Origin of the sequence: Shewanella sp. WE21 (genome assembly GCF_002966515.1) — a bacterium.
Classification (GTDB): Bacteria; Pseudomonadota; Gammaproteobacteria; order Enterobacterales; family Shewanellaceae; genus Shewanella; species Shewanella oncorhynchi.
In genome coordinates this window covers 349,948-375,337 of sequence record NZ_CP023019.1, presented here as the reverse complement: position 1 = coordinate 375,337, position 25,390 = coordinate 349,948, and the positions used below count along the sequence as shown (strand labels likewise).

Genomic DNA, 25,390 nt, shown 5'->3' with positions numbered 1-25,390 from the left:
TCAACCAAGAATTGTTGCTGAACTGCGGTTTTGGCTTGTTTACTGAGGCCGCAGTGTTTTGTGGGTAAATGCTATGAACATGAGTGTGATAGCGGGAGCGCGGGCATTATCGGTTTCGCCCCATAAACCTGGAAGTGTTAATCAATTAGTGTGCGTCGAACGCTGGAATGAAACCTCGGATGTCGTGAGTTTTCGTTTTCAAGCGGGCGAGCCGATGAAGTTTGACTATAAACCCGGTCAGTTTATGACCTTTGTGCTTGAGATTAATGGCGAGCAAGTGTGCCGCAGTTATACCTTGTCATCATCGCCATCTAGGCCCTATTCCTTGATGGTGACGATTAAGCGTGTTGCGGGTGGACTCGTATCTAATTATCTTATCGACAATCTATTACTCGGCCAGAGTGTACGAGTGCTGCCGCCCGCGGGACAATTTAATCTGTTTGATATTGCTCGGCTAAGCCATAAACAGCCAGAGACTGAAAAGTTAGATGCTAATCTATTAGCTATAACGGCGCAGAAATACCTTTTTTTGAGTGCTGGTTGCGGTATTACCCCCATGTACTCTATGTCGCGTTATCTGACTGATACACAAATTGATGCCGATATTGCCTTTGTGCACAGTGCGCGATCAGAGAATGATATTATTTTTAAGTCATCATTGGCGACTATGGCCAACCGTTTTAATGCATTTAAGCTCAGCTACGTACTTGAGACTGTCACTGAAACACTGGGGTGTTCACCAAAGATAGCATTCGATTTTGGGCGGTTAAGTGCACAGATGCTACAAACCTTAGTACCTGATTTTGCAGAGCGTACTATCTACCTTTGTGGGCCAGAACCTTATATGCAAGCGGTAAAAACCTTATTGGTCGAACTCAATTTTGATATGAGTCGGTTATACCATGAGAGTTTTGCCACGGCCGAGAAAGTTGCTCGCAGTCAGCTTATGCAAGCAAACTCGTCAGATGGAACGAGTGAAAACCCACCAGAAGTGGCTTTCGCCTTGTCTATTGGCGATCGAAGCACGACGCTAAATCAAGGACAAAGTCTGCTGGAGGGAATTGAGGCCGAAGGGTTGCCGATTATTGCGGCCTGTCGTTCGGGCGTTTGCGGCGCGTGTAAGTGTCAAGTCTTGGAGGGAGAAACGGTATCGACAAGCGTGATGACACTGACTGCTGCAGAAATTGAGGCCGGTTTTGTACTCGCTTGCTCCACAACATTAGCATCCGACGTGACGCTTAAACTTTAACGCGCTGCTAATTAGCGTCATTTACTTGTGACTTATTTTTAAATGGATGGAAATATTTCTAATCCTTAGTTGCGCTTATCTCAGTGAGAACGTAAGGTTAATGACAAGGGCGTATGATGTTTGCGCCCAGTCTATTAGTCTGGCTGGAGTCTCTCAATGACAATGACAACCACTTATGCCGCAAAAATTGAAGACCGTACTCTGGGACATTTGTTGTACGCCTTGATGTCGGGTTTTCCCTTATTATTACTTCCTGTGCTGCTAAGTTTGTTCATTAATGTTTCCCAACGCCAATTCCATGGTAATCCATTATTGGCGTCGCATTTACGTTGGCAACGGCATTCTAATCTCGCCTTTCTTGGCTTGCTAGTGCTCGGCTATTGCGTTCCACTGACTTGGCTCAGTCTTTCGATTTATCTCTTTGGGATCATTTGGTTTTGCCACAGGATCATTAAAGGGTGGTTAAGTCTATTGGATGGTTTAGAAATCTAAACTTGTGCTAGAGTCTCTAAATTGATGATTTTTAGAGGCTATTATGTCCAGCTACCAAATTCTGTGTGTCCTCTGCGCGTTGGCGCTAGTGACTTCGGTTATCTCCTCTCGCGTCCATAAACTGCAGGAAACTGTGGCCATTACTGCTATTGCCCTAGGAATGAGTTTGTTGTTGCTCCTTGGGGGAAAGGCTTTAGGTGGGGACATTTATGTGTATTTTGTCTCTGGCTTAGAGAAACTCGATTTTCAAGCTTTACTGCTCAATGGCATGCTCGGTTTTTTACTCTTTGCCGGCGCATTACAAATCCGCTTAAAAATACTGAGGCATCAAAAGTGGGAGATCCTAATCCTTGCTTTTATAAGCACCTTATTGTCGACATTTATTATAGGTGGGCTGTTATTTTGGTTCGCGCCTATGCTAGGTCTCCCGCTAGAATTCAGCCACTGCTTACTGTTCGGTGCCTTGATTTCGCCCACCGATCCTATCGCTGTTTTGGCTATTTTAAAGAAAATGGGTGCGCCGGAAGATATTGCGATTCAAGTAGAAGGAGAATCTTTATTTAACGATGGCATAGGGTTAGTTATTTTTGTGGCAATATCGCAATTGGCTTTCTCCACCGAGCCACTGACGTTTATCCATATCTCTGAGTTATTTATTCGTGAGGCAGTAGGTGGGATTATTTACGGTGGTGTGCTTGGTTTTCTGCTGCATCATTTTTTCCGCTACTGCGAGGAAGAAACGCAATTAATGCTGGTTACCCTGCTGATCCCAACCGCGGGATATGTCATGGCGGATGTGCTTGGTGTTTCAGGTCCTTTAGCTATGGTGAGTGCGGGGATGATCATAGGAAATTTCAGCGTGCCTAAGTTTTTTGCTCGTAACGAGCGAGTGAAACTATTTACTTTTTGGTCGCTGATTGAATCCTTCTTTAATGCCTTACTCTTCCTATTGCTTGGTTTATTGCTTTTGTTAGTCACTTTCAAAGCACCATTATGGTGGTTTATGTTTGTGGCTATACCAATAGTCTTGTTGGCGCGTGCAATGAGTGTGTTATTACCTTATTTGGGCTTTCGATTGTTTAAGTCATACAACCCCTATGCAGAGACGATTTTGATTTGGGGTGGTTTAAGGGGAGGATTAGCCCTCGCTATGGCGATGAGTTTGCCTGAGGGTATCGTCATAGATGCTATTGGTGGTGTAGAGCTGCGGGAGTTGTTGTTAGTGATGACCTATGCCGTCGTCGTATTTTCGATTTTAGTACAGGGCTCTACTATGACAGGGCTTATCCGTAGGAGTAATGCCGTTACTAAACCATCGAGTGCTGTTGGCTCTTCTTAAAATGCATAAAGGATCACTGCGCTGCAATACTAAACAATATTAAGCCTGCTAGTCATCACACTGGCTAGCAAGCTTGTCTGAGTCAATTAGGGATAAAAGAAGCCTCATTTATCCCTTAACACACTTCGAACTAACCACATTTCACTTTAAATTAAATCACTCAAGATCAAAGCTTTAATTTGCCCGATATAATTCCCTTACCACAGCGCTTATTAAGTTAAGCGACTCATGGTCATCACTGCTAGATAGTGGACAATTGAGTATCAATCCATCCACTTTAAGCTGTTTAATTCCTTGTGTTTGAACCAATAGGGCATCATCTGATACGGCATAACTTGGGTTGATCAAAATCGGCAAATGGCTCGTGGCTTTAATCTGGATCAGACTCGCTAAATCGAGTGAAGGTAGATTGGCGTTATTTAAGGTTCTAATGCCTGAGTCACACAGAACCAGTTGCTGATTGCCTTGGCTTAAAATGACTTCTGTTGCCGTGAGTAATTCTTCAAAACTTGCCATATCGTTACGCTCAAGTATTAAAGGTATCGGTAGGGTTCCTGCTTGAGTCAGTAAAGTTTGGTTAAACATCTGCTTGCCTGCGAGGAATAACATATCGGCGTGCTGGACTGCTAATGGCATATCGGCTTCTTGCGCTATGGCAATAATGCACACTAGGCCATATTGATGCAGGATTTGGCGTAGTTTAGCGAGAGTAACTTCTGCCATAGTCAGTTGATTAACAGCGCTGAGCAAAACGGCTTGGAATCCCGCTTCTTTAAGCTGCTTCACTTGCTGCTCGAAAGCCGATAATGCTAAATGTGAAATGTCATTATTCAGTGTGATTTGGGCTATGGCACCGACATGCCCTGCACCGATTGTCATTGCGCCACAGTTGATTTCACTGGCTTGCTCTTTATAGGCTTTGCTATATCGAACTGGACTGGCATTAGCACCATTTTCGCTGATGACTTGATCCTTAGAGGTGCTGGGCTCAATCAGTAGCTGGCTGTTGCTCAGCTGTGTGGGCTTGACTGTTTCACAAGGATAACAGCCTAATACTTTGATAAAACGGGTGATCCGCTCGAGTTGCTTTAAACCCGCCTGCATAGATTCACTGGAGATATTCGCGTCGATATCCAAATAGAACATTTCTTCCCAAGGAGTCCCTGGAATCGGGCGTGACTCTAATTTGCTCATGTTTAACTGATGCGCTTTTAGAACCAGTAAGGCTTCCACTAAAGCACCGGCTTTTTGGCCTGTTGCCATGATCAATGTAGTCTTAGCGGGTAACTGCTCTGGTACGGCAACGGCTTTGCGAGCAACAACAATAAAGCGACTTTGGTTGATCTTCTGATTAGCTAAACCTGCTTCTATGGACTCAAGTTGATAGAGTGCACCACCTTCGGCGCTGCCAATCGCTGCTGCACTGTTATCTGGACTTTGGTTTACCTTTTCCATTGCTTCTGCGCTGCTTGAGCAGTATTCCAGTCTCAAGTCTTTGTGTTGAGTTAAATATCTGCTGCATTGGCTAATAGGTTGAGGGTGGGCATAGACAGTTTTGATATCAGCTAATTTACTGCCAGCTTTTCCTAGTAGGCAATGGCTGACTTCAATCGTCGTTTCGCCAACAATCGACAGACTGGTGTGCTGTAGCACGTCGTAGACTTCGTTGATTGAACCTGAAGATGTGTTCTCAATCGGCAGGAAACCATAATCAGCATGTCCAGACTCAACGGCTTGCACTATTTCATCGAAACTTTGGCAACCTAAGTCCAGCATTTCAACTTGGCGACGTTGGCAATAGCGTGTAGCTGCGAGATAAGAGTATGAACCTCTAGCACCGAGGTAAGCGATACAATACTGTTGTTTTTGTGTCTCTGGATTGGCGCGGCCGTGAAGGTAAGCTTGTTGATTCAATACTGAATCTTCAATGATGCTCTGGTAAAGGGAGATAACATAGTGGGCATCTAATCCTTTCTCTCTGCCTTCTTTCACGAGTCGAGCGAGCAGTTCTTTTTCCCTTTGAGTATCTCTGATGGGTCTGACATCCACTTCTTTGCTACGGGCTACTTCTAAACTTAAGCGACGGCGCTCAGCGAGTAATGCCAGCAGTTCATTATCCAGATTGGTGATCTGCTCTCGGGTTTGATTTAAAGGCTGTGGTGTATGCATTCTGACCTCAATTGCCGCCATGTATTTTATCAATCGTTTAAGACAAAAAAGCCTCCCAGTTGGGAGGCTTTGGATTTTTACTTTCGTTTTTACACAGTAAATCCGCCTCCTAGAGTGGGGGTGTAAAAAAGAAAGTAAAAAAAGCTGCTGTTATCATTTTCATGGTCTTAAAACTAAAGGGCTAGGGCTTAGCTGTCAATCAAAACTTTCTTAAAGGTAATCTAAAAAGAAAGCGCACCCGAGGGTGCGCTGGTTTGGTTCAAGTATGTATATATGGTCAAGCGAGTTTATCCTCCTTATGGTCAGTGTGGGACAAGGTAACACATTCGTTTATCTTACATTTACGTGTAACAGTAAAACGTTGACAACTCACTAGATAACGACTTGCATTTACAATGAACATTAACAAGTACTTTATGCGGCATAGCGTATAACCTTGAAACTATGCAGTTTGCAGTACCAGCGAACTTACGTTGACATGTCTTGCACTTATATTTTAACAATTAACACTTGCATGGAGCTATAACATTAAAAACTAACACTAACAAAACGAACATTTAAAAATAAACGATTTACGGCTCATTGGTTGTACTAGGTACATTTTGCTGTAAGAACAGCTTAGCCTTGTCACGCGTTTAGGTCTTGCTACTTACATTATTACTTTTTACTTTAAAACCTAACATGTTAATACATGGAGCGTATAAAAACTTTCATTTACTGTTATTACAATTTTCATCAAGTCTAGATTCCCTCCTTTTTAGTTGATAATTAAACATTATTTAAGGTGTCTATAAATATCAAAGCTCAACTAATGGTAAACGTTAACACATTACATAAATAAACATTTATACGTTTTACAGTTTTCACTATACAAATAACACTAAGTAAACTAATGACTTTTAATCAAATCAACGTATTGCACTTATATTAAATCACACGCTAAAAACGCTAACTAACATATCAGTGTAAATATGACTCTCTTCATATAACTAATCTACATCTAACTAAACGTGACAGTTGTTACCTCATTTATCTCAGTGTTTAGCACGTATTGGTGCTGACCCGTTTTACAATAAACGCTTTTATTCATGTAGCTTTTGTTAATGTGACTTTTGTTTATGTTTACCTGGGCCTCCATTGTGGATATAAAAAATTTGATAGTTAAAGGTTTTGCTAATGTACTCGTTGTACTGTACTCGGCTCCTTATGTTAACTCTGGTATTCAGCAATGCCGCCTGTTTCTGTGGTCATCCTGATATTGGGTCAAAATTGAGTACTGCTTTTAGTGAATGCCAACATACTTGATTGTTTCTAAAATCAAATTGTTCGCTCTTGTGTTGCCTCCTTTCCAAACTTGCTATTGAAAGTGGAACCTAGTTGAAAATAAAAATTGAACTTTTAAACGTAGAAATTATAAGTAAAATTAATCATTAACAGTAAACCTTAGTACTTAAAACTATATAGCTTAGATTAGTAGTGCTCCTTAGTTATATCCAGTAACGTTACTTAGAACTTAAGATCTGTTAATCAATATTTGTAAATCAAAATTTAAAGTAAATCAACATTTGAAACGATTTAAATCCGCACCACTTCGATTCTTGCTGTCACTTTGTAAAGTGTAGTAGGTATTTAGTCAAAAGAACTGTTTTTTTCATCATTAAAATGATTGCACTAAGCTTTTGTAAAAACTGTGATCTGATTAAATATTTCTACTTTATTGCTCTCAAAGTGATGCGTTTCTCGCACTCACTAGATTTAAATTATGCCGCATCTTCCTCCTCGTACTCGTCGTCAATTTCAACAACATTATTAGTCGGTGTTAGTGATGTGGAGCGTTGAGCTTCAGGTTTGTGTGTTATGCGATTGAGCTGCTTCTCTAATTTTTGGCCCATAGCGTTAATCGCAGTATATAAATTTTCATGTTTTGCTTGAGCGAAGAGTTCTCCATTTGGGATGCCAACCGATGCTTCAATTTTGAAACCAGGTTTCTCCTCCGTAATGATTACATGGGGATTTATCATTTGCACATCATGCCTTGAAAGTTTTTCAAAACGGCTTTCAATGCGTTCGCGAATAGGAGATGTGACTTCAAGTTGCTTGCTAGTAATCTTTAGCATATTTCGAACCTTCTGTTGTTTCCTTGGATTTCAGATTACCAAGGTTCGCACTATAAAACGAGATGTAGATCACGTTTTTGTGCCCATTAGATACTGTTCGTTGGATATTTGATCACTTAGACAAATATCAATAATTCTTGGCCCAAAAGCCTTGTATTGCCAGCTAAATGGGGTCATATTCGATGGGATAACTCCGCAGTCTTTGCCCTTATTTACTTATATTTACTTTAAGTTTCATCCCGAATCCCGATAAAATACCTCTACTTATTCCATTCGGTCACTTTGAGTTTGCCCATTTTATGAATACTGAACATGTTAAAATTAAGGTCTGGGATTTACCCACGCGAATTTTCCATTGGGGCATGGTGTGTCTGTTGGCACTTTTATGGTGGAGTGCCGATGCGGGCGAAATGCAGTGGCATCAAATTTTTGCTTATAGTTTGCTGATCCTTATTGGATTTAGGATCCTCTGGGGGCTCATTGGTAGCGATACGGCAAGGTTTAGCCACTTTGTTCATCACCCCAAAGTTGTACTCGACTACTTGAGATCGATTCGAACTAAAGGGATGTCTGTGGTACTTGGACACAATCCTATCGGTGGCTATATGGTCATCGCGTTGATTGGGATCATTAGCCTTCAATTAGTTACAGGCCTTTTTGCGACTGATGATATTTTTACCGAAGGTCCGCTATATAGCTACGTCAGTTCAGATATCAGTGGATTTTTGACTTGGTTACACAAAACGAACTTTAACCTTATTCTCTTGCTGAGTGCCATTCATGTACTGGCTGTGATTATTCATGCCATGAAAGGGGATAAGTTAGTTGGTGCTATGGTCAGTGGTTACAAGAAAGTCTCGAAGGTTGCTTTTTCATCAAGTGCGAAGAGCGAGCTTCGATTCAAGTCTGAGTGGCTTGCTTTAGTGCTGTTCACAGTATGCGCTGCTGTGGTCTTTGGCTATTTAATGTGGCCAATAGTGCAAGTTCTGTAGATTTATACTTAGTTTTGGAACAACAAAAAGCCTGCTATTTAGCAGGTTTTTTGATGGGAAAAACAACGTCAAACTAATCTTTCTTATAAATGTCGTGACAACTTTTACAGCTTTTTCCAGTGTCCATAAAGGCTTGTTTGATTTCAGCTTGATTACCTTTTTGAGCTACAGTAGCCAGAATGGCAGCATTCTCTTGGAAGGTTTTCATTTTTGCATCAAAATCAGCTCTGTCTTGCCAAACTTTGGCTAGGGCTTCGGTATCACCTTTGTCTGAGCCATCAATAAAACCTTCGAAAGGAATTTTGGATAATGCAGCAACATTCGTTGCGTGCATTGCGAAGGTTTCTGCTTCGAAAGGTTTTTTGCCTTTCATCATGGCAGCCATATCGCCGAAGTTATAAGCAATAAGACCAAATGCAGATTGGCGGTATTCAATTGCATCTTTAGAGTCTTCGAAATTGTGTGCTTGAGCAGTTGAAGCCAATAAGGTACTGGCAACGAGAGTAAGTAGTAATTTTTTCATCGTATTCTCACAAATTAGCGTCGAAGTGTGACATTGCACTCCTATTGTACACAAATTAACTTGATGTACTAGAAGCAATTTTGTCAGTTTTTGTCTGGATAAGACGGCTAAACGTAACAATTTATTTGTAAGTAGGCTAAATCTGTTAGACTGCTAATGTAATGCTTGAACAGTACTTATGAGGGTGATTATGCGAGCTAACTGGGATCTAGTATTAGAAAAAATTTTGAGCCACAGCAATTATGAAGATCTTTCTGTGTTGTTTTATTTACTGTTAACCGAAGAAGAACGTAGTGCCGTTGCCGGACGTTTGAAGGTCTTTCAATTGCTGTTAGACGGGGAAATGAGTCAAAGGCATATCGCTGCGGAATATGAAGTCAGTATTGCAACGATTACACGTTGTTCTAATTATTTGAAGAATATGTCTTCTGAGCATAGGGCGAAAGTTCAAAAATTAATTGGTTAGTGTTCACCTGGATACAACTCTTGTGATGCTCTTATTGTGGTGAATAGAACTAAGTCTTAAGGCGTGATGGGAAGCTTATGACGACGATAGAGGGAACGACGAACCAGAATGTATAAGCCGTAGCTGAGTAAACAGATAGCCAGAATTGGGTAAAGATCCTTGGGAAGGAATTTAAAGATAGCCAGCGCCGCTAAGAGATAGATAAAAGGTAGAAAGTTATAAATTATCTCGGGAAGATAACCCGATTTACGCCGCTTAGCCGAGTCTGTTCGACGGTTTTGAGAACGCATAACGTAGATCCTCGCACCTAATACAAATACCACAGTTGCCGCTATCAAGGCATAGCTGATGTCGAGTGCAATAAAACTCGAACTACCGAGCGCCATGTAGCCAAAAGGCAAAATTTCGTAAAGTGGTTTGGTTAACATAAGCACTCCGTCGCTTAACTTAGGTTGATATCAATATCTAATTGAAAATATTCATATAAAATTTGAATACTTCAATTTACCAGTCAGTTATTTATCTATTACGAATATTATAAACGCTTGTGTATAAAAAATGCACGACCTTAAATTAAGGGCGTGCATCTTAAAAGGTTAAACCATGGCAGTTTAATCACTTACGGATAAACAACTTCTCGTTTAACTTCTGGTATCAGGCTTTGTTTAGCCGCGGCAACCACAGCCGCCATTACCGTCACAACCTGTTTTAGGTGTGTCACAGGCTTCGTGCTCTTCATGGTGGTGTCCATGATCGTGGTCTGAACCACCACAACATCCGCCCGCTTCTTGTTTGCCTGAACCGCCACAGCATCCACCGCCGTGGTCGTGATCATGTCCATGGCTTCCACAACCACCTTGGGCATGAATGTGGCCATGAGCGATTTCTTCGGCTGAGGCTTCACGAACGTCAAGGATTTCGACGCTGAAATTGAGCGATTGGCCCGCTAAAGGATGGTTGCCATCGACGATAACCACATCGTCTTTCACTTCCATGACTTGAACTGGGCGCTGACCCATTTCAGTTTCAGCGATGAAGCGCATACCTGGGACGATATCTTCGATATCACCAAAGGCTTCTAATGGCACTGCTTGACGTAGGCCATCGTGATAAGGCCCATAGGCTTCTTCGGCACTAATAGTGACATCGAGTTTTTCGCCTTTGCTTTTACCGTCTAATGCGGCTTCTAAACCTGGGATCAGGTTTTCAGTGCCGTGTAGATATAGCATAGGTTCAGAGTCGAAAGAGTCTTCTAATAGTCTGCCTTCTTGATCTGATAAACGGTAATGAATGGTTACCGCGCTGTGTTGAGTGATCTTCATATCGCCTCCAATTCGTAATGTGCGCGCATAATAACGTGCTTTTTTAGTGCTGGCGATAATTTGAAGTGGCTTATGTTAGATATCGCACAGGTTTTTTTTAGGCAAATTTGTCGGTGCTTTACGGTAGAAAGGATGAGTAATGTGATTTTTGCTCGTTAGCCTGTCAATTTAACCTGAGTGATGAGGTAGAACAAATAACGCATTATTTTAACGTGCACTATAAATAATTAGATTGAAAACAAGTGATTATCTAATGGTTTCGTGCCGTGTTACGTTGACGTCAACAGTTATCTATTGCGTAAATCGCATTTTTACCCCTAGAAAACTTCATATTAACGAATCTTGATACAGTATTTTATCGAGCGTTAATATTTGCCTATAAATAATCCATTTTAGGGGTTGACAAGCGCGGGTAAAAAAAGCAATTCTGTTTATCAAGAAATTAACATGGATTAGCCCAAACACATGCATAGCCTAGGTTTCGTAGTAACTACCATTATTACAACCACCACTACAACAACAGTGGGGGCGGGCTGATACACCCTAAAGAATTTTAACGATGAGCCCGCTTCCCACAAAGAAGCGGGCTTTTTTGTTTCTAGCTCTTATTTCTAAGTCGGGCGCGGTACAGGAGAACAAGATGAAAGTAATGAAATTTGGTGGTACCTCGCTTGCAAATTGGCAGCGATTCTCGATGGCGGCGGATATCGTTGCTAAGTCATCTAAGTTTGAACCCATAGCCACTGTGCTATCGGCCCCAGCGACTGTGACAAATGCGTTACTAGAAATGGTTGATGTAGCAGTCAAAGGTGAAGATTATTCGCCTGTGCTGCAGCATGTTGAGCGGGTATTTACATCGCTATACCAAGATGCTGTTACTTCAATGTTGTCGAGTGAGCAGAGTGAACAACTCTTTTCTGGGCTTAATGCGCAGCTGGTAATTTGGCAGGATAGATTACGTGGCATTAGCTTACTGCAAGAGTGTCCTGATGGCATACGTGCTGAAATCGTGGTGGCAGGTGAGCGTTTATCTGCAGCTTTGATGGAACAAGTGATGCTATCTAAGGGGATCACGTCTGCTCAACTCGATCCGCGCGCCTTGTTTCTAGGCCGTGGTCGGCCGTTAGAATCCGTGGTCGATATCGCTGTGAGTAAGCCAAGGTTTCGTGCGTTGGCATTAGGTGAAAAGCGCGTATGGGTAATGCCGGGATTCACCGCCGCCGATGAACAGGGCAAAGTGGTGACGTTAGGCCGTAATGGTTCTGACTATTCTGCTGCTGTGCTCGCTGCCTGTTTAGATGCGTCAAGTTGTGAAATCTGGACCGATGTTGACGGTGTTTATAATACCGATCCCCGTGTGGTTGCCGATGCTAAGCTGTTATCACAACTCAGCTATCAAGAGGCGATGGAACTCTCCTATTTTGGCGCTAAGGTGCTGCATCCTAAGACGATTGCGCCTATCGCCCAGTTCCATATTCCCTGTTATATCAAAAACAGTTTTAACCCCGATGCGCCCGGCACTCTGGTATCAAACCAAGCCGATGAAACGGGCTTACAGGTTAAAGCTATCTCCAATTTAGATAACCAGACCATGTTTGATATATCAGGCCCAGGCATGAAAGGCATGGTTGGCATGGCGAGCCGTACTCTCGCGGCGATTTCCCGCAGCGGCGTGTCAGTCTCTTTAATCACCCAAAGCTCCTCTGAATACAGTATTAGCTTCTGTGTGGCGACGTCTGACTCGGCCAAAGTGAAATGGGCCTTAGAGCAAGAGTTTGAATTAGAAATAAAAAGTGACTTGCTTGAACCTATCGCTATGCGTCATGAACTCGCCATCGTTTCTTTGATTGGTGATGGCATGCGCACCCATAAAGGTGTGGCGGCGCGTTTCTTCCAAGCGTTAGCACAGGCAAGCGTGAACATTATCGCCATCGCCCAAGGTTCGTCCGAGCGCTCGATTTCGACTGTGATCGAGCAGCGTAAGACTAAGCATGCGGTGGCGGCTTGTCATCAAGGCTTTTTCGATGTGCAGCAGTATTTAGATGTGTTTTTAGTGGGTTGCGGCAATGTGGGGGCAGGCCTGCTCGAGCAGATAAAACAACAGTCTGCCATGCTCAAAGAGCAGCACATCAGTATCCGTGTTTGCGGCATAGTGAATTCGAACAAGATGCTACTCGACAGTGCGGGTATCGACTTAAGCAACTGGTCTAGCTTGCTTGCCGATAGTCAGCAAGCCTGCGATATCCCAGCGTTACTTGCATGGGTGAAAGAGCAACAATTGCTTAATCCTGTGCTGGTGGATTGCACTTCGAGCGAGCAAGTGTCAAACCTGTATTTGGATGTGATGAACTCAGGTTTGCATGTGGTCACGCCGAACAAAAAGTCGAACACTCGCGATTATGCTTATTATCAAGCATTGCGCCAAACGGCATTAAAACAGCGTCGCCAATTCTTATACGAAACCACAGTCGGTGCGGGTTTGCCTGTGATCGATAACCTGAAAAAATTGTTATTTGCGGGTGACAAACTGCATAAGTTTAACGGTATTTTATCGGGTTCTTTATCCTTTATCTTCGGCATGCTGGATGAAGGCATGACACTTTCTGAAGCGACAGGTCTTGCGCGGGAAAAATGTTTTACTGAGCCCGATCCCCGTGATGATTTGAGTGGTATGGATGTGGCGCGTAAAGTGCTCATTCTTGCCCGTGAAGTGGGACTAAAGTTAGAGCTCAGTGATGTGCAGGTTGAATCTGTATTGCCAGCCGAGTTTGATGATTCAGGTGATGTTGAAAGCTTTATGGCACGATTACCGCAAGTTGATGCTGCAATTGCCGCAAAAGTGGCGCAGGCCAAAGCCCAAGGTAAAGTGCTGCGTTATGTTGGGCAAATTGAGGATGGTGTGTGCCGTGTGCGTATCGCCGAAGTGGATGCACAGGATCCGCTTTATAGCGTTAAAGGCGGTGAAAATGCCTTGGCGTTCTATAGCCGCTATTATCAGCCCATTCCCTTTGTGCTACGCGGCTATGGCGCAGGGACTGAAGTGACCGCCGCTGGCGCCTTTGCCGATGTATTAAGAACCTTGAATTGGACTCGTGAGGTGAGTGTATGAGTTTGACTGTTTACGCTCCAGCCTCTATGGGTAACGTGGGCGTCGGATTTGATTTACTCGGTGCTGCATTAGCGCCGATTGATGGTAGTTTACTGGGCGACAGAGTGACTATCGCCGCGGCAGCGTCGGGTGTGAGTCTTATGCAAACCGGCGCTTGGGCCCATAAACTGCCTGATAATCCGCAAGACAATATTGTGTACCAATGTGCCGAATTCTTCTTAACAGCCCTGAGTAAGGAGTTTTTAACTGCGCAGGGTAAAGCAGATGAAGGCGTGGCACTCACACTGGAAAAGAACCTGCCCGTCGGTAGTGGGTTAGGGTCGAGTGCCAGCTCTGTCGTGGCGGCGTTATATGCCCTGAATGAACATTTTGACAGACCCTATAACGAGCAAGCACTGCTTGAACTGATGGGCGAGTTTGAAGGGAAGATCAGCGGTAGTGTGCACTATGACAACGTTGCCCCCTGTTATTTGGGCGGCATGCAATTGATGCTCAATGTGCCGGGCACAGTTTGCGAAGCGATACCGAGTTTTAAAGAATGGTATTGGGTTGTGGCCTATCCAGGGATTTCACTCTCAACGGCAATGATGCGTAAACTCATGCCTGATCAATATGATAAAAGTGTCACTATCGATTTTGGCCGTTATTTAAGCGCCTTTGTTCATGCGTCTTACCAGCAGAATGCCAAGCTTGCGATCAGCGTATTAAAGGATGTGTTAGCCGAGCCCTATCGCGCCGCCGCGATTCCGGGTTACGACAAGGCCAGAGCCGCTTTAGCCGATTTAGGCATGTTGACTACGGGGATTTCGGGCAGCGGCCCAACGCTGTTTTCGATTACCGATGATTTAGCCACGGCAAATACCGCTAAAGCTTGGTTAGAGGCGCATTATCTCACCGAGGAGGGTGGCTTTGCCCACGTGTGTCGCCTCGATGAGCAAGGCACGCGTAGAGTCGATTAATAGTTAATTTAGCTAAGACTAAGTACCCCAAATTAGCATTTAAGGTTTAGCATCAAAAGGTTGAGTTGAGCATGGAACTATATAATTTAAAACACCCTTCGCAGAAAGTAAGCTTTAAAGAAGCGGTACAACTGGGGTTAGGTAAAGACAGAGGTTTGTTTTTTCCTAGTCAAATACCCGTACTAGACGATATTGAAGGGCTGCTGGCGTTGCCATTCGTTGAGCGCAGTAAAAAAGTACTCGGCGCATGGCTTGCCTCTGAGTTAGGCCAAGATGCGGTCGATGAATTAGTTGAGCGTGCCTTTAACTTTGATTTACCTTTGGTTGCCGTCGATGAGCAGCGTGCCTGCCTTGAATTATTCCACGGTCCAACACTGGCGTTTAAAGATTTTGGGGCGCGTTTTATGGCGCAATGCGTCAATGCCTTTGTCGGCGACACACGCTTAACCATTCTGACTGCTACTTCGGGTGACACTGGCGCCGCGGTTGCCGATGCTTTTTATGGGCTTGAGAAAGTCAATGTGGTGGTGCTCTATCCTAAGGGCAAGATCAGTGAACTACAGGAAAAGATGTTCACTACGTTGGGCAAGAATATCCATACAGTTGCCGTCTCGTCCGATTTCGATGCCTGCCAAGATCTCGTTAAGCACGCCTTTGATGATCCCGAAGTCCGCGATGGGCTGAGCTTAAACTCGGCAAATTCTATCAACATCAGCCGCTTACTCGCGCAAATTTGCTATTACTTTGAAGCGGTTGCCCAGTCTAAACAACGGCATGAAGCCGATCCTGTGATTTCGGTGCCAAGTGGTAACTTTGGTAACTTGACCGCAGGTTTATTCGCTAAAGCGATGGGATTACCGGTTAAACGCTTTATCGCCGCAACCAATGCCAACGATACTGTGCCGCGCTATTTAGACAATGGCCAATGGCAGCCAAATCCGACTCAAGCGACTATGTCTAATGCTATGGATGTGAGTGAGCCCAGTAACTGGCCGCGTGTGGAAGCCATTTGTGAGAAATTAGGCTGGCCACTGAGTAGCTTAGTGGGTATTCGTTTATCGGAGGAACAAACGTCACAGGCATTAGCCGAGTTACACGCTCAAGGTTATGTGTCTGAGCCCCACGCGGCGATTGCGGCTAAGGCCTTATCTTTAACCTTAGTGCCCGATGAAGTGGGCATATTTTTGGGGACGGCGCATCCCGCTAAATTTAAGGATGTTGTGGATAGAGAGTTAACGCTTAACTTATCCTTGCCGCCTGAGCTTGAAGCTGTTGCGAGTAAGCCCATCTTATCCGCGGAATTAGCGGCAGATTTTGCTGCATTAAAAGTGCATTTATTCAAAATATTAGCTTAAGGGCTTTAGCCCTACTGATGTCTGCCTAGCAGTGGAATAACATGGCGTAAAAGCAGGAAGGGAGCTTGGCTCCCTTTTTTTACAAGTGTGAGTTTTATGGTGAGGAATTGATGAGCTTGTGTTACCAGTGAACATAAAACAACCCTTAGTTAACTACATGATATTTAATTAATATTTGTAACTTCCTGTATTATCCTTGGTTTCTTATATGTGACATTGTTCACAATTTTATCGGTTGCAATTAGTTATGTTCACCCGCGTGTTTAATCTGTGGGTTAATTGATTTGTCTAAATTTTTTCTGTTAAGTACATGTTTTTGCGTTTTAATATCTGGATGTGCGACCAAGCAGCATGAACTATATCGTCGCATTAACGTGGCCTACGATTTTGAAGTCACCCACTGCGATAGTTTTGCTTTAGTCACTGGGGTGAGCCGCCATGAAAACCAGCTTGATGAAGCTAAAGAGTCCGCCACGGCTCAGGGTAAGGAATTGGGGGGGGACACACATAGTTTGGTTACAAGTCGATATGGGGGATCCCACTAAAGTTGTTGCTATTATTTATAAGTGTCTGATTTAAATTTATAAAACTTTATTTTATCTCCTGCGTTCAGGCTTAGTCTTTATTGCAGTATAGTGAGTCGTTTAGATCTCACTCTTGGCTGTTGTGCTTTTTTGTTATTATTCCTCGCCCTTTTTTAGGCTAATTGACTGTGATCTCGTCGGTGTTTATGGCGCGCTATCTAAGTGACAACTACGCTTACTGAGGTAGAACCCCCTCGCGGAAGTCTGACACTGAATCGTTATACTTCATCTTAATCAAGAGAGGATCGTCAACTTAAGAGGCAAGTAACTTAGCCTATGCCATGGTTTAAATACGTTCCTGTCTTATTTATGCTTTTTTTAGTCTTGCCCGCTGTAAGTGCGTCGCAGGTCAATAGCCCTTTACCTTGTAAGAACACGATTAAAGTCGGTTACAACGATTGGCCTCCCTATGCTTGGCAAGATCCTCAAGGAGAAGCCCAAGGCTTAGATGTGGATCTGATGCGGGCATTTGCAGTGTACCTTGGTTGTGAAGTTCATTTTATTAATGTGCCCGCTAAGCGCTCGCATCAGATGTTGCGAACAGGACAGTTAGATGTGTTGATGGGAGCGACTATGACGGATGAACGTCAAAACTATGCTATTTTTTCAACCTATTACCGGGATGAAGAGCTGCGCTTATTTGTACTTTATGAGCAAAAAGATCAGATTAATATCGATAAATGGGAGGACATTTTTACCCAAAAATTGCGTCTACTTGTCCCTTCTAGCGGTTGGTATGGTGCAGATTATCAAGAATCTCAATATCGATTAGAGCAGGAGCACTTGTTAGTATTAAGTCCAGACTCAGATAAGTCTGTGCAAATGCTTATCTACGGTAGGGGAGATATGATCGTCGGAGATACCTTAGCCATGCCCTATATCGCCAGCCAGCATCAACGCATCAAGCTAGTGCCACTTAAGTTAGTGTTAGATCAAAACCATATTCATTTAATGTTCAGCAAAGCGAGTATCAAGACAAGCCAGTTAGAGCAGTTTAATCATGCGATTAAGGCATTGATGGATAACGGTGAAATTGCACGAGTGATCAATAAATGGCAACAAATGACACTGGCGAAACAGTCTAATATGAGCCGCCTAAACAGTCCGCTAAAGACGCTGTATGTCAGCCCTTAACATTAGCCCTTCACGTTAGCCACTCATGTCCGACTCTGGTATATTTTTATCCTGGTGCAATATGGTAACGCTATGATCTTTGATGTTTTCCTCTAAAGAATCTTGTCTTTTATTCAGTTGCTCTTCCGCGATTTAAGATGTGACACATTTGCTAAAACTTCTCTGACTTGAAGTTACTGAACTCTCTATCAAATTCTGCTAGCTTGTTGGGCTCAATTGTCATGCTTTGGACTTGATTGTGGTTTTTTATAAAAGCCCATGGCAAGAATTTCTTCGCTAAATCTGCTAGCAAAATCTCGTAGTAAAGAGTCTATTGCTAAAAAATAACAATAGGATAGAGGTCATACATGAAACTTCGCCATTCTGTCGCCTGCTGTATGCTTGCCCTAGGCACATTAACAGCGTTCCAAACCATCGCTGCCGATGCGGTGAGCAATCAAGGGTATTACCGTGCGCCAGCGTTGCACGATCAAACCTTAGTCTTTACTGCAGAAGGGGATTTATGGACTCAGACCTTAGATCAAAAAGCGGCGACTCGCTTAACGAGTTTACCTGCGGAAGAGCTAGGGGCGACTATTTCGGCCGACGGTAAGTGGGTTGCTTATGTTGCCAACTATGAAGGCGCGAGCGAAGTGTATGTGATCCCCATTACGGGCGGTGTGGCTAAACGGGTGAGTTTTGAGAATAGCCGTGTACGAGTTCAGGGCTGGACTGCCAAAGGCGAGATTTTATATTCCACCGACACTGGTTTTGGTCCTGCTAATAATTGGATACTGCGCAGCGTCGATCCTCAAACCCTCACCACCACAGATTTACCCTTAGCCGATGCAGTTGAAGGTGTGATTGATGATCGCAACGAATACGTGTACTTCACCCGCTTTGGTCTGCAAGTGACTGGCGATAATGCCAAAGTGTACCGTGGCGGCGCAAAAGGTGAATTATGGCGCTTTAAACTTGGCAGCAAAACCGAAGCACAGTTGCTTAGCGGCCAACACGACGGCTCAGTGCGCCAACCTATGCTATGGCAGGACAGACTCTATTTTATCAGCGACAGCGATGGCAACGACAACCTCTGGTCGATGGCGCTCGATGGTTCAGATGCAAAACAGTTGACTCAATTTAAAGATTGGCAAGTCCGCGGTGCGCGGATGGACCAAGGCAAAGTGGTATTCCAGTTAGGTGCGGATATCCATGTGTTTGATATTGCGGCCGCTAAAGACTCGTTACTCAATATTGAACTCATTTCCGATTTTGCCGAGCGCCGTGAGCATTGGGTGACAGATCCTATGGATTACGCTTCTTCAACTAATTTGGCCCCCGCTGGCGATAAAGTGGTGATCACCGCCCGCAGCCACGTGGCGATCGCGGGTATTGATGGCTCGCGTTTAGTTCAAGTTGCACTGCCGGGGACTTATCGCGTAAGGGAAGCTGTGTTGAGCCAAGATGGCAAGTCGGTTTATGCGATTAGCGACATGGCAGGTCAGCAGGAAATTTGGCAATTCCCTGCTGATGGCAGCAGTGGCGCTAAACAGTTAACCAAAGACAGTCATACTTTAAGAATGAGTCTTAATTTGTCCAGTGACGGTCGATTTATCGCCCATGACGATAACGATGGTAACGTTTGGCTGCTCGACTTAAAGAAAAATACCAATCAAAAAATCATCACTAACGGCGAGGGACTTGGGCCTTACGCCGATATCCGCTGGTCCGGTGACAGCCGTTTTATTGCATTAACTAAGTCGGAAATCGGTAAACAACGTCCGCAAATCGTTCTGTATTCTGTGGATGAAAATAAGGCCGAGACGCTCACCAGCGACAAATTCGAGTCCTATTCGCCAAGCTTTAGCAGTGACGGCCAGTGGCTATATTTCCTGTCAAACCGCCAATTCAGCGCAACACCAAGTTCACCTTGGGGCGATAGAAACATGGGCCCTGTGTTTGATAAACGCAGCCAAATTTTTGCCATCGCACTGGTCAAAAATGCCAAATTCCCCTTTAGTAAACCCAATGAACTCGAATCGAATCAAGTTGAAAAAACCGATGCTAAGGATAAACCGAGTCCAGTAAAAATCGATTGGGCAGGGATCTCCCAGCGTTTATGGCAAGTGCCTGTCGATTCAGGTAATTACAGTAAGCTGCGCGTCATCGATGATAGACTTTATCTGTTAGATCAAGCTATTGGTGACGATGTCGCACCTAATTTAATGACCATCAAATTTGACCGATTAAGCCTCAAAGCCGAGGTTTTTGCCGAGGACATTGGCCAATATGAGGTTTCTGCCGATGGTAAAAAGCTGATGCTACGTAAGCACAGTAATGAAAAATCACTCCTGATTGTTGATGGCGGCGATAAATTAGGCGATACGGATAATGCCAAAGTGCAAACGGAACAATGGCAGCTAGCGATTTCTCCGCAGCTCGAATGGCAGCAAATGTTTGAAGATGCATGGTTGATGCACCGAGAATCTTTCTTCGACAAGAAGATGCGCGGCCTCGATTGGCAAGCGACCAAAGCTAAGTATCAGCCTTTGCTCGACCGCCTGACCGATCGTAACGAACTGAACGACATCTTCATGCAAATGATGGGCGAGTTAGATTCTTTGCACTCACAGGTGCGCGGTGGTGACATACCTCAAGATCCCGATGCGGCTAAAGCGGCAAGCCTTGGCGCGCGCCTACAACAAACTGCAGATGGCGTTAAAATCGCGCACATTTACAGTAACGATCCTGAGTTACCGGCTAATGCTTCACCGTTAAATCGTATCGAAGTCGATGCTAAAGAAGGCGATATGCTGTTGGCTATTAATGGCACGCCAGTAGTGAATGTGGCCGACGTCACGCGTCTTTTACGCAATCAACAGGATAAGCAAGTATTACTACAGCTTAAGCGTGGTAGCCAAACCCATAAAACCATCGTCATGCCCGTTAGCGCTGTGGTAGACAGTCAATTACGTTACTTAGATTGGGTGAGCCATAACGCGGCAGTGGTCGAGGATGCAAGTCAGGGCAAGATGGGTTATTTGCACTTATATGCCATGGGCGGTGGTGATATTGAAAGTTTCGCCCGTGAGTTTTATGCCAACTACGATAAAGAGGGTTTGATTATCGATGTTCGCCGTAACCGCGGTGGCAATATTGACAGTTGGATTATTGAGAAGTTACTACGCCGCGCTTGGGCGTTTTGGCAACCGACCCACGGCACGCCAAACACCAATATGCAACAAACTTTCCGTGGTCATTTAGTGGTGTTAACCGATGAACTGACCTATTCCGACGGCGAAACCTTCTCCGCAGGGATTAAAGCACTCGGTATTGCGCCCTTAATTGGTAAGCAAACGGCAGGTGCGGGTGTGTGGTTATCTGGGCGAAATGCGTTGACCGATAAAGGGATGGCGCGGGTGGCCGAGTATCCACAGTATGCAATGGATGGCCGCTGGGTGCTTGAAGGCCATGGCGTAACGCCGGATATTGAAGTCGATAACTTACCTTTTGCTACCTTTAATGGAAAAGATGCGCAGCTTGAAACTGCAATAAGTTATTTAAAGGATGAGTTGGTTAAACAGCCAATCCCAGCCTTAAAAGTGCAATCTTTGCCTGTAAAAGGTATGGCACAGGATATTAAAGCTAAGTAATTGATATTTAAATTCAGTATTTAACCGAAATTTAAGGTATCTCGGCTAGCATGTCCGCGTACAAAGTTAGGGTGTTGTCTCTTGGTTCCCGAGACAACACCCATTTTTATGCCCATTCATTAATACTTCTATTCCCATTTTTACTTGTTTCCGCATAGGTTTGCATAGTGTTCACTTGCTGTTGTTGGGCAAGGTGATTCACTGTCATTGCTCTCGCGTCTTCGTTATGGCTTAGATAATAGGCCGTTGGTGCTGAAATCCCTTGGCTCGTTCCTGTCGCTAAATTGGTCATGTCGGCGATCACTTGATACTTCATCTTCGCGTGTTTCAATTCGACTAAGGTTTCTATGTTATCCCTCAGTGCTGGCATTTCTGCTGGTTTTTGCGTATTCGCCGCCAATTGTTTTGCATCGCTAGAAAGCGTTACTGTATCAGTTGACGCTGGTGCGCTGGTTTGAACGGCATTGTTAACTTGTGCAAATTCAGCAGTGGAGACATTTTTTTGTGGGCTTACAGACGGGGAATTTCGCAGTGGTTGAATGTGCATCTTTTAATTCCAACAGATGATACCAAGCTAAGATTGGCTTCTATCGTACTGTTTAAAAGCTGGACCTGAGCTGAATAATGGTGAAAAGTTAGACTCTGTGGATGGTTAGGTGGCGCGGATAATTCGATGATAGCAATGATTCAGACAGCTATTAATTTACGGTGCGGCAATAAAAAAGCCCGCTTAAGAAAACCATCAGCGGGCCATAAAGATCTGCTCAAATCCTAAAACTTGATTTGAATATCTGTTGCTAAACTATTAGCGATAAAGCAATTTGCATGTGCTTTCTCGTGAATTTTCTCAAGGGTTTCTTGGCTGACTTCGACCCCTTCAGCGAAAATGACCTTAGGATTGAGCACCATCTTTGTCACGGCCAACTTGCCCGCCTCGTTTTTACCCAGCTCTGCAGTGGCATTATCCACATAAGAGGTTACAGGTAAGCGCTTAAGATGCGCAATCGCTAGAAAGGTCAACATATGGCATGAGGATAATGCAGCCAACAGGCTTTCCTCTGGATTGACATTTTGCCCATTGCCTTTGTATTCCGGTGCCGACGAGGCTTGAATCGTCTGGCCGCTGCCAAAGGTAATACTGTGATCTCGACAAAATTCGCCTTCTTCGGCGGGCGAGGTTTGCCAGTTAACCGTTAAGTTAAAGCCCATTATTTTCTCCTATCTGAAGGACATCAGGGCACTATAGCCTAGCGGTGCTCACTTAGCCATGATCGCCATGCCAGTGTTAGCTGGACATTAGATCCCAGCACTCAGTAATAGAGTGCCAGTGAGCACGCTGCCAGTGACGATTCCTATCGATAAATGGCGCGGGCTGTAGCTTAACGTTAGGATGACCAGCATTGCCGCGAGGGAAATTATTCCCATAAACAAAATGCTCCCGTAGGCCCAGCCCTGATCGCTCGCGCAGGCACTTAAGCTAAATGCTAGTAGTAACCAAGCAAACAAGGTTAGCAAACGACTTTGCCATTGTGCTGGTGGACGATTGAACACATCCTTGAAGTGACCAAATTTAGCTAAGGCAAACAGGGCGAGGGAAAGATAACTCAAACCTAAGATCCCAAGTAGGGGAATAAATTCTGGCATCATGATTTGGCTTCCTCCAATGAAGATGACGAACTAAGGTCGCTGGCAAGGGATGTTTGGGATTCGCTTCTACGTGCATTTTTTGCTTTTGCTGGGCGTTTAGTGGGGGCCTTAGCAATCAAAGTCACTCTTTTACTGGCAAATAGCATAGCGCCACCAAGTAGCACTGCGAGCACGTCAAATCCGACTAAAGCCCATTGATGGGATTGGATATTGTCGATGATATTGCTTGGTGATGTGAAGGCATTGAGCACGGGCAGCGCACAGCACAAAGTCCCTGTGAGTCGTAATGCGGTTTGCCACTGGCGACGTGAACGACCCAAGAAAGCCCAAACTCCCATTGCCGCTAACGCGATAAAGAAACTGTGAACTTCCCATTCAGAGCGGCTTGCAAAACTTGTCGATAAGAGACGATTGGCGTAAAAGAAGGCTACAGTGCCTAAGGGTAATCCTAAGATAAACATGAAGTTTAACCCTTCAACTAAACGTAATCCAAAGCTTGGTTTCTCGCCTTTATCGATCAATTTTTGCTGTTTTTGACGTAGACGAATGGCCCACATCAAAGTGCCTGTCGCGATCATAGCGCAGCCTAATAAACCGCAGAAAAAGAATAAAAATCTTAGCAGCGGGGCGGCAAAACGTGCCGTGTGCAGCGACATCATAGTATCGTAAGTCGCGGAGGCTCCTGAGGCTTCGTGCGGGCTGGCATATTTAAGCTCACCATTTACCCCGTTGAATATCAAAATATTGGCTTCATCGGTCACATCTTTACCTGTGTTTTGGTAAAAGGTCACTTGGCTATTTTGATCTTTAGGGTATGACACTATCACTTGCTTAATTGGCGCATCGCCCCATGCGGCTTTCACTTGAGGTAGTAATTGGCTCAGTTGCACCTGTGGCGCACTAATCCCCGCGGCTTTCTCGGTTTGTCTGGCGGGATTAAGTTCTTTTAAAAAAGTTTGGTTATCACCCGAATAGGCGGTATTAACCGTCCATGGGATATAGATAAGCATTAGGGTAATAAGCCCTGTATAAGTGATCATCAAATGGTAGGGCAGGGCGATGACAGAGCTCACATTGTGCGCGTCTAGCCAAGAGCGAGCGCCTTTATCCCGTCTAAAACTGAACAAATCTTTGAAGATCCGTTTGTGGATCACTATGCCACTGATAAGGGCGATCAGCATAAACATAGTGCAAACGCCGACGATATAGCGGGCTGTAATAGCAGACATATAGTGCAAGTCAAAGTGCAGACGATAGAAGAAATCACCGCCGCGACTCTCACGCACTTCTGAGATCATGCCGCTGCCATCTGCTAAGGCTACATGTTCTTCAGTCTTGCCACGACGCTGACCTTTTTCTGGTGGCAGTTGCCAGCTAACGCTTTGAAAGGGGGTTCGTTCAGTTGGAAAACCTATCATCCAGCGCTGCGCTGTTGCCGGCGAATGCGCTTCTATGTAACTTTGACCTTTATCTAATTGGTTTTCGAGGGTATCGGCTCGGTAGTCTTGATAAACCCCTTTGTGTAATTCGGGTTCATTCCAAAGGCTGATCTCATGGCGAAAATAACTCAAGCTACCCGCAAAAAAGATCAATAATAATACCCAACATACGAGCAAGCCTGCCCAGGTATGTAGCCAAGATAAAGTTCTAAAAAATGTCTCTTTCATCTTATTGCCCACATACCTTGATCAATCCAAAACATAACAAACTCACTAAGCCTAAATCTCGCCACGCATGCCAGGTTTTACGCACACAAAAGGCATAAATAATAGCAATGGCATAAAACAGGAAAGCTAACATATTGGCCGTTATCGTGCTTTCAAAGCGCGGCATAGGTAGCACTAATGTCAGCAGGCAAGCCAAGGTTGCTGCCGCAACATAACCCGCCACTAGAGCGGCACTCGCACGCGCAAAGACTTTGAAGGCAAACTGCGATTGCTCTTGCTTAAACCATTGCACAATTCCCCGCGAAATCAGCGAGATCGAGCGCATTTGAGTTGTAGAAGATTGCGTTGAGGTTTCAAACGCGGGTGTATTAGACATAAGTGCCACTTCTCATTTCGAGCCAATATGGGTCTGTTATGGCTATCCGCTACTGTTGATTCTGCAAAGTGTGCTTGAGCTTTTTGGCTTAACGACGAATGCATTTCTATAGCAGTAGATAGCTAACCGCGAGAAGTATAACTTAGTTAATTCAAATGATAAACGATATCATTTAGATTCGAATGTGAATTTGTGATCTTAAGCTGATCTGCTTTAGCGAGTGTAGGTGACGAGTTTAACGTATGTAGCGTAACGAGC

General features: G+C 44.3%; 20 protein-coding genes, 1 pseudogene and 1 other annotated feature. Of the genes and pseudogenes, 11 read left to right on the top strand and 10 right to left on the bottom strand.

Annotated features, from left to right (window positions below; all coding sequences use genetic code 11):
• The first annotated feature begins 73 nt into the window (after positions 1–73).
• From CKQ84_RS01490 to CKQ84_RS01480, 3 genes are all read left to right on the top strand, one after another.
• Positions 74–1,249, top strand: coding sequence for a hybrid-cluster NAD(P)-dependent oxidoreductase (locus tag CKQ84_RS01490; protein ID WP_105249850.1), 1,176 nt, complete (start codon positions 74–76; stop codon positions 1,247–1,249).
• Positions 1,250–1,405: 156 nt separating this feature from the next.
• On the top strand, positions 1,406–1,741 hold the full coding sequence (locus CKQ84_RS01485; RefSeq protein WP_105249849.1) for a hypothetical protein: 336 nt from the start codon (positions 1,406–1,408) through the stop codon (positions 1,739–1,741).
• Between the two features lie 43 nt (positions 1,742–1,784).
• Complete coding sequence (locus tag CKQ84_RS01480) at positions 1,785–3,080, top strand: sodium:proton antiporter (protein WP_105249848.1); 1,296 nt, start codon at positions 1,785–1,787, stop codon at positions 3,078–3,080.
• A 174-nt stretch (positions 3,081–3,254) separates the two neighbouring features.
• On the opposite strand, the gene CKQ84_RS01475 is transcribed toward CKQ84_RS01480, so the two are convergent.
• Both CKQ84_RS01475 and raiA read right to left on the bottom strand, forming a co-directional pair.
• A complete protein-coding gene (locus CKQ84_RS01475; protein ID WP_105252974.1) occupies positions 3,255–5,249 on the bottom strand; it encodes a chorismate mutase in 1,995 nt (664 codons plus the stop codon).
• Between the two features lie 41 nt (positions 5,250–5,290).
• Positions 5,291–5,407: a sequence feature (Phe leader region), on the bottom strand.
• A 1,602-nt stretch (positions 5,408–7,009) separates the two neighbouring features.
• Positions 7,010–7,366, bottom strand: coding sequence for a ribosome-associated translation inhibitor RaiA (gene raiA / locus CKQ84_RS01470; RefSeq protein WP_105249847.1), 357 nt, complete (start codon positions 7,364–7,366; stop codon positions 7,010–7,012).
• Between the two features lie 299 nt (positions 7,367–7,665).
• On the opposite strand from raiA, the gene CKQ84_RS01465 reads away from it, so the two are divergent.
• The gene (locus CKQ84_RS01465) at positions 7,666–8,358 is read left to right on the top strand and encodes a cytochrome b/b6 domain-containing protein (protein ID WP_105249846.1); all 693 of its coding nucleotides are present in this window, start codon (positions 7,666–7,668) and stop codon (positions 8,356–8,358) included.
• A gap of 73 nt (positions 8,359–8,431) precedes the next feature.
• Here the strand turns inward: CKQ84_RS01465 and CKQ84_RS01460 are convergent, their stop codons facing one another.
• Entirely contained in the window at positions 8,432–8,881 is a 450-nt protein-coding gene (locus CKQ84_RS01460) for a cytochrome c (RefSeq protein ID WP_105249845.1), read from the bottom strand.
• A 190-nt stretch (positions 8,882–9,071) separates the two neighbouring features.
• Between CKQ84_RS01460 and trpR the strand changes: the two genes are divergently transcribed.
• Positions 9,072–9,347, top strand: coding sequence for a trp operon repressor (gene trpR / locus CKQ84_RS01455; protein WP_105249844.1), 276 nt, complete (start codon positions 9,072–9,074; stop codon positions 9,345–9,347).
• A gap of 56 nt (positions 9,348–9,403) precedes the next feature.
• Here trpR and CKQ84_RS01450 read toward each other — a convergent pair whose 3' ends face one another.
• On the bottom strand, positions 9,404–9,775 hold the full coding sequence (locus CKQ84_RS01450) for a hypothetical protein (protein WP_105249843.1): 372 nt from the start codon (positions 9,773–9,775) through the stop codon (positions 9,404–9,406).
• A gap of 237 nt (positions 9,776–10,012) precedes the next feature.
• Positions 10,013–10,669, bottom strand: coding sequence for a peptidylprolyl isomerase (gene slyD, locus CKQ84_RS01445; RefSeq protein ID WP_105249842.1), 657 nt, complete (start codon positions 10,667–10,669; stop codon positions 10,013–10,015).
• Between the two features lie 640 nt (positions 10,670–11,309).
• Here slyD and thrA point away from each other — a divergent pair.
• From thrA to CKQ84_RS01410, 6 genes and pseudogenes are all read left to right on the top strand, one after another.
• Positions 11,310–13,778 carry a bifunctional aspartate kinase/homoserine dehydrogenase I gene (thrA, locus tag CKQ84_RS01435; RefSeq protein WP_105249841.1) on the top strand — a complete coding sequence of 823 codons (2,469 nt, stop codon included), beginning with the start codon at positions 11,310–11,312 and terminating at the stop codon, positions 13,776–13,778.
• The gene (gene thrB, locus CKQ84_RS01430) at positions 13,775–14,737 is read left to right on the top strand and encodes a homoserine kinase (protein WP_105249840.1); all 963 of its coding nucleotides are present in this window, start codon (positions 13,775–13,777) and stop codon (positions 14,735–14,737) included. The genes thrA and thrB overlap by 4 nt, the downstream gene beginning before the upstream one ends.
• Positions 14,738–14,808: 71 nt before the next feature.
• A complete protein-coding gene (thrC, locus tag CKQ84_RS01425) occupies positions 14,809–16,092 on the top strand; it encodes a threonine synthase (protein WP_105249839.1) in 1,284 nt (427 codons plus the stop codon).
• 284 nt (positions 16,093–16,376) lie between these two features.
• Positions 16,377–16,671, top strand: a pseudogene (locus CKQ84_RS23960) (hypothetical protein).
• 281 nt (positions 16,672–16,952) lie between these two features.
• The gene (locus CKQ84_RS01415) at positions 16,953–17,810 is read left to right on the top strand and encodes an ABC transporter substrate-binding protein (RefSeq protein ID WP_105249838.1); all 858 of its coding nucleotides are present in this window, start codon (positions 16,953–16,955) and stop codon (positions 17,808–17,810) included.
• A 347-nt stretch (positions 17,811–18,157) separates the two neighbouring features.
• A complete protein-coding gene (locus tag CKQ84_RS01410; RefSeq protein ID WP_105249837.1) occupies positions 18,158–21,442 on the top strand; it encodes a S41 family peptidase in 3,285 nt (1,094 codons plus the stop codon).
• Positions 21,443–21,548: 106 nt separating this feature from the next.
• Here CKQ84_RS01410 and CKQ84_RS01405 read toward each other — a convergent pair whose 3' ends face one another.
• The 5 genes from CKQ84_RS01405 to CKQ84_RS01385 form a co-directional block, all read right to left on the bottom strand.
• Entirely contained in the window at positions 21,549–21,989 is a 441-nt protein-coding gene (locus CKQ84_RS01405; RefSeq protein WP_105249836.1) for a hypothetical protein, read from the bottom strand.
• 224 nt (positions 21,990–22,213) lie between these two features.
• Complete coding sequence (locus CKQ84_RS01400) at positions 22,214–22,651, bottom strand: OsmC family protein (RefSeq protein ID WP_028760789.1); 438 nt, start codon at positions 22,649–22,651, stop codon at positions 22,214–22,216.
• Positions 22,652–22,738: 87 nt separating this feature from the next.
• Positions 22,739–23,089, bottom strand: a complete 351-nt coding sequence (locus CKQ84_RS01395; protein ID WP_105249835.1) for a DUF3325 domain-containing protein — start codon at positions 23,087–23,089, stop codon at positions 22,739–22,741.
• Positions 23,086–24,756 (bottom strand): PepSY domain-containing protein, encoded by a 1,671-nt coding sequence (locus CKQ84_RS01390; protein ID WP_105249834.1) that lies wholly within the window; start codon positions 24,754–24,756, stop codon positions 23,086–23,088. The genes CKQ84_RS01395 and CKQ84_RS01390 overlap by 4 nt, the downstream gene beginning before the upstream one ends.
• Position 24,757: 1 nt before the next feature.
• A complete protein-coding gene (locus tag CKQ84_RS01385; protein WP_105249833.1) occupies positions 24,758–25,132 on the bottom strand; it encodes a DUF3649 domain-containing protein in 375 nt (124 codons plus the stop codon).
• Between the last annotated feature and the right edge of the window lie 258 nt (positions 25,133–25,390).